The following is a 5,548-nucleotide window of genomic DNA, read 5'->3' as shown; positions in this document are numbered from 1 at the left end:
GGTAAAGTGGGTGATCAACTGCCGGTAAATGTCCGATTGGTTCACCTAACCATCCGTGGGGATAAACAAAATCCCCCCACGGATGGAAGTTTCACTTTATAAAAACTTAAAAGTGAAAAATGGCTTAGAATTTATTTCATGTCCTCATCTGTTTTCAAGAAGGTTAATAGCAAGAATAATGCGAAGCTGACAAGTAAGATAGAGCCACCAACGATAAAGAACACGGTGATTACCGCTTCGTTCATTGCAAAGGGGCGCAAGTAATAAAGCCACATGCCACTTGTTAACCCGATTGCACCAATAATTGCAGTCCATACATGGAGTGCTGCGATTACTTTATTGACAGGTGTAAAAATCTTATAATACACTGCCCAAGCAAATAATGTTAGCCAGCCAACGACAAGAATATGAGCATGTACAGTTTTAAATTCATAGCCACCAGCTCCAGCCATATGTGAACCAATAAAAGCACCAATCAATGCAAAAACAGCAGAAAAACGCAATAAAGCTTTACTATATGTATTCAACAAAAACGCTCCTTTTCATTCATAGAATGGTACAATGCTTATAATAAGAAAGAAGTATGAACGGAAGATGAACCGTAGATTACAGATTTATCCTGTATGAACGAGCAGACCGTCATCACCTCAAGACTATCTCCGGATCCCGAAAAAGTCGGATTTGTAAGCTAAGTGCAACGTACTTTAGGTATAGTTGAACCAATCAGATGCGTACTGGCGATTGCTTGAAGTGTATGCGGATTTTAGAATAATGAGGGGAGAGAGACCTCACGAATAGAAGGATAACTTTATTTCCATAGTAATCGGGCAGTGATCGCTACCTAGTACATGTGAATGAATATTAGAATCAATTAGTTTCGCTGTTAGACGATCAGATACAATAAAATAATCGATCCGCCAACCGATATTTCGTTCACGAATGGTCTTCATATAGGACCACCACGAATATAGCCCCTCTGTATCTGGATGGAAGTAACGGAGACTATCTGCAAAGCCATTATCCAAAATACGAGTCATTTTTCCGCGTTCTTCTGTAGTAAACCCAGAATTTCCGTGATTTGTTTTATGATTCTTTAGATCAATTTCTTGATGAGCTACATTGAGGTCACCACAATATATAAGAGGTTTGCGTTCGTCTAACGCTTGCAGGTATAGAAATAATTTATCTTCCCATTGCAACCGATAATTAAGTCTAGTCAGATCTCTTTTGGCATTTGGTGTATAGACATTAACAAGATAAAAATTCTCAAATTCTAGTGTAATAATTCGACCTTCTTCCTCACTTTCCTGTTCACCAACTCCATACGAAACAGATAAAGGCTGCTGTTTTGTAAAGACAGCGGTACCTGAATAGCCTTTTCTTTCAGCGTAATTCCAATATTGGTAATATCCTTCCAACTCTAGATCGATTTGTCCGGCTTGTAGCTTTGTTTCTTGGAGGCAGAAGATATCCGCATCTACCTTATGAAAATAGTCGAGAAAGCCTTTCCGAACACAAGCACGAATACCGTTAACATTCCAGGATACGAGTTTCATATAATATCTTTTCCTTTCTATATTTACATCTAATACATTATCATGCATATCTTTTATCCCGCATATAACTGGCTCTAAGCTCCTACCTCAAGCAATAAAGTGAAACCAATATTGGTAAGTGCGGGATCGACTGCCAATAAATGTCTGATTAATTCAAAGGCGTTTAGGTCATACCCTTGTGGTACTAGCAATCAGTGGGAGATAAACAAAACCGCCACGGATGGAAGTTTCACTTTATTCTAGCATATAAAGCACAGTCGTATGTTTATCAAATGCTTTCTCATTAAAAGAATTAAAAAAAGAATTGACAGGCCAACTGTATTAACCGTATAATACGCCTATGCAATGTATTATACGGTTAATACAGTAATGCGAATTTTTTTACACCTAGTGTATTAATAGGTTGATACACATGAGAATTGCATCTAATGACATGATTAGGAGTTGTTGCTATGAAGGTGAATTTTAATAATCGTGATCCTGTTTATGTTCAAGTTGTACGACATTTCAAAGAACAAATAGCTACGAATAAATTGGAGCCAGGACAGGAAATACCGTCACGCAGAGAACTGGCAGGTCAGTTAAAGATAAACCCAAATACTGTTCAACGAGCTTATAAGGAAATGGAGGAGCAAGGATTGATTTATACCGAGCGTAATTTGCCCAGTAAAATAACAAGGGATGAGGAGATGCTGCAATCTGTTCGTGAAGAGCTTCTCTTAGAAGCTGTTCACGCATTTATTGCATCTGTCCATTCAATTCAAGTCCCGTTTGATGAGTTAGTTGAATTGTTAAGAGAAAAATATGAAGAGGCAAGTGATGAAAAGGGGGGACAGCAATGATAGAGGTAAAGGATATTACGAAAAAGTTTGGGAGAAAGCAGGTACTTAAAGGTGTCAGTTTCAGTGCAAATAAAGGAGAGATTACGTGCTTAATTGGTATTAATGGTGTTGGAAAAACCACTATCCTGAATGCAATTATGGCACTGACGCCGATAAATAAAGGACAGATATTAATTGATGGAGAAAAAATTAAAAAGGAAAGCTTCGATAAACTAACCTTCATTCCCGATGCAATAACTGTCTTACCGAACATGACAATAGCCGATTCCATGCAATTTATGCGTGATTATTATAAGTCCTGGAATGAGCAACGGGCAACAGACCTACTCCAATTCTTTAAGCTAAATCCTACGGATAAAATCGCTCAATTATCAAAAGGGAATACAGCAAAGGTGAACCTATTACTTGGTTTAGCATTAGATGTTGATTATATACTAATGGATGAACCATTCTCTGGGATCGATATGTTTAGTAGAGAACAAATTGCTGATGTGTTTACCAGTCATTTAATCGAAGATCGTGGTGTTATTATAACGACACATGAAATAAGTGATATTGAACACTTGATTGATAAGGTTGTACTACTCGATGAGGGTGTTGTTATTAAGCAATTTAACACAGAGGAAGTTCGAGAAATGGAAGGGAAATCAGTAGTGGATGTGATGAGAGAGGTGTATCAGTCATGAAAAGCTATTTAAAATTAACAAGCTTTGAATTGAGCAGGTTTTTCAAGCTGTATCTAGTATTAATCGCCATCACCATTATTTCACAGATTATTGGCGTAATTGTTTATTCTAATCGTTACTTAAATGAGATGAATAAAGTAATCTATGAGGAACAGATGCCAAAAGCAGAGTTTCTTGAAGTCTACGGTAGATCTAGTTTGTTTGATCTGACACAAACACTTTGGTTCTTGGGCCCAATTGCCCTTTGTGTTGTCGCATTAATCTTTTACGTCTTTTTTATTTGGTATCGCGATTGGTTCGGAAAGAATACTTTTATTTATCGCCTACTTATGTTGCCTACGGCTCGGATTAATGTATTTTTCGCCAAAGCAACTTCTATATTTCTAATGGTGCTGGGATTAATTGCGCTACAAATCGTTTTATTATTTATCGAAAATATGATTTATCAGTGGATGGTTCCTAATGAATTTCGGACAGATATGGCTGTGAGTCAAGTTATTCAAAATTTTCGTTACCTCAATATTATCATACCAACAACCATTACTAAATTAATTCTTTCCTATGGTGTTGGCTTTATGGCAGTCTTCATTATTTTTACAGGTATTCTTTTAGAGCGTAGCTATCGATGGAAGGGGATATTTCTTGGCATTGGTTACTGTGCAATCGCAGCAGCAGTTTTTGTTTTACCAATTATTATTCAGGAACTGTTACAGAAGAATTATTTGTATCTCGTAGAGTTAATCATCATTGAGGTGATATTAGGGCTATTCCTTGCTGCTTGTTCCATCTGGCTAAGTAGTTTTCTATTGAAACATCGAATCACTGTATAGAGGGGGAAGAAGGAATGAAACGTTATTGGGAATTAATTATAATTGCAGCATTCGCCATATTCGTTATTGGCGCGTTTTATATACAAAAGGCTGTGGCTGAAAACCAGCTTCCTACTTTTGAATGGAAGAAGCAAGCTGGTAATGATGACTTTATAGCTCGTGCGCAGCTTGGCGGTTCATTAATGGAAGATTTATATCATAATGAATTAATGATCTCTGCAGACGGGACGACGTATCGGAGTGAGCTGTCTCTTGTTGAAGAGCTCGAAGGAATGCGAAAGCATCCAATCATTGAAGAGCTTCAGGCGGAGCACCGTAATTTTATGCGAGGAAAGGATGGCTTAACACGTTTTTACGAGGATGATAAACTGCTTGTTTATGCTGAGGCTGATTCTAAATGGGATCGACAAACATATACAGAATCAGACTTTCAGTTAAACATTGATGTGCTTTACAAGGATAAGAATGATAAGGTTTCATTTACGGTCGATATTCCAAACCAAGATGATTATCGCTACATGATGGTTGAGGATGTAGTAGTAACAAACGAAAACCTTCATGTTATTACACGAAATGAGTTAGTAACGACGGATGATCAAATGAGTAATGAATTACGAATTTATCGCATAAATTTAACGGGAGAAAAGCTTATTAATGAAGAAAGTATTGTTACTTATACCAATGGTGGAGAGGATAACAATACAGAAATTATGTTACTTCAAGATCCAGAGGATATTGAAAAAAATAACGATATAGTTTTCCAAGCTGATTATTATGAACCGGAACAGCTCGAAGACGGATCGTATCAAGATGTTGTAAAGGATAGTAAGTTATTCACGTTTAACTTAGAGACGAGAGAGAAGGTTCAACTGGATATTCCTAAGAAGCTACAAAAGCAAGAAATTATACCTGTGAATGATGATAATATTTATTTTTTACACAATACAGCAAAGGGGATAGAAATAACAACATTTGCTATCGCAGAACAAAAGGTGACGAATAGCTTTCAGATTGAACTACCGAAACAGCCTGATATGCCGGAGATTGATGAAAAAGCAGCTGAATTAACAGGGGAAACTGCTGTCACAGATGCTGAAATAAATTGGGGTCAATACCGTATGAAAGATGGTAAACTGTATATTACTAGTGGGAAACAAACGGAGAGCAGTAATCTATCTATGCATGTGGTTGACTTAAATAATGGAGATATATTATACAAGGGTAAGCTGGAGAGAACAGATAATCCTAAAGCTGGAACAGCCTATAGTTTAGATTTTTACGAAATGACAGTAAAATAGAAATACGAAAGGTTTCATATAGAATGGTTGGTCAGTGTTACCAACCATTTTCTTTGTAGTTTAGGAAATGATAAAATTTGCTCATGTGGATAAATAGGCGCGTGTTGAGCCGCGTCCAGCTCCAGTTCCCAGAACAAGGCGACTCCACGAATTGCTTCTAAGCTAAGTCATTATCGGTTCACAAGTCACCTTGATTTCTTTACCTCCGTTGATTTGCTCCAGTCGCTACGTTTCTAATCGGGCGCTTGTGCTTTTGTTCTAAGTTAAGAAAGTATAAAATCAGTGCAATGACTGCGTTAAGCCAAGTAGTTATTTTGAAATGGTTGATGTATATTG

Annotated in this window: 6 protein-coding genes; 4 read left to right on the top strand and 2 right to left on the bottom strand. The window is 37.2% G+C overall.

The features are described 5' to 3' along the window. Positions 1-131: 131 nt before the first annotated feature. Both Q1A47_RS19755 and Q1A47_RS19750 read right to left on the bottom strand, forming a co-directional pair. Positions 132-527, bottom strand: a complete 396-nt coding sequence (locus Q1A47_RS19755; protein WP_121604452.1) for a hypothetical protein — start codon at positions 525-527, stop codon at positions 132-134. 261 nt (positions 528-788) lie between these two features. After that, entirely contained in the window at positions 789-1,556 is a 768-nt protein-coding gene (locus Q1A47_RS19750) for an exodeoxyribonuclease III (protein WP_026682916.1), read from the bottom strand. 452 nt (positions 1,557-2,008) lie between these two features. Between Q1A47_RS19750 and Q1A47_RS19745 the strand changes: the two genes are divergently transcribed. The 4 genes from Q1A47_RS19745 to Q1A47_RS19730 are packed head-to-tail and all read left to right on the top strand — an operon-like array spanning position 2,009 to position 5,212. After that, positions 2,009-2,398, top strand: coding sequence for a GntR family transcriptional regulator (locus tag Q1A47_RS19745; RefSeq protein ID WP_026682915.1), 390 nt, complete (start codon positions 2,009-2,011; stop codon positions 2,396-2,398). Continuing rightward, positions 2,395-3,084 carry an ABC transporter ATP-binding protein gene (locus Q1A47_RS19740; RefSeq protein ID WP_026682914.1) on the top strand — a complete coding sequence of 230 codons (690 nt, stop codon included), beginning with the start codon at positions 2,395-2,397 and terminating at the stop codon, positions 3,082-3,084. Before Q1A47_RS19745 ends, Q1A47_RS19740 begins: the two co-directional genes overlap by 4 nt. Further along, positions 3,081-3,914: a hypothetical protein gene (locus tag Q1A47_RS19735; protein WP_166530769.1), complete on the top strand. Its 834-nt coding sequence runs from the start codon at positions 3,081-3,083 to the stop codon at positions 3,912-3,914. The genes Q1A47_RS19740 and Q1A47_RS19735 overlap by 4 nt, the downstream gene beginning before the upstream one ends. A gap of 14 nt (positions 3,915-3,928) precedes the next feature. Next, positions 3,929-5,212, top strand: coding sequence for a hypothetical protein (locus Q1A47_RS19730; RefSeq protein WP_026682912.1), 1,284 nt, complete (start codon positions 3,929-3,931; stop codon positions 5,210-5,212). The last annotated feature ends 336 nt before the right edge of the window (positions 5,213-5,548 follow it).

It is taken from the genome of uncultured Virgibacillus sp. (assembly GCF_947495635.1).
Taxonomy (GTDB): Bacteria; Bacillota; Bacilli; order Bacillales; family Amphibacillaceae; genus Virgibacillus; species Virgibacillus salarius.
This window is presented reverse-complemented; position numbering and strand designations above follow the sequence as displayed.

Excerpts from the sequence above, each read along its gene's own strand:
- Q1A47_RS19750 (WP_026682916.1), bottom strand. The coding sequence starts at position 1,556 with ATGAAACTCGTATCCTGGAATGTTAACGGTATTCGTGCTTGTGTTCGG.
- Q1A47_RS19745 (WP_026682915.1), top strand. The coding sequence starts at position 2,009 with ATGAAGGTGAATTTTAATAATCGTGATCCTGTTTATGTTCAAGTTGTA.
- Q1A47_RS19740 (WP_026682914.1), top strand. The coding sequence starts at position 2,395 with ATGATAGAGGTAAAGGATATTACGAAAAAGTTTGGGAGAAAGCAGGTA.
- Q1A47_RS19735 (WP_166530769.1), top strand. The coding sequence starts at position 3,081 with ATGAAAAGCTATTTAAAATTAACAAGCTTTGAATTGAGCAGGTTTTTC.
- Q1A47_RS19730 (WP_026682912.1), top strand. The coding sequence starts at position 3,929 with ATGAAACGTTATTGGGAATTAATTATAATTGCAGCATTCGCCATATTC.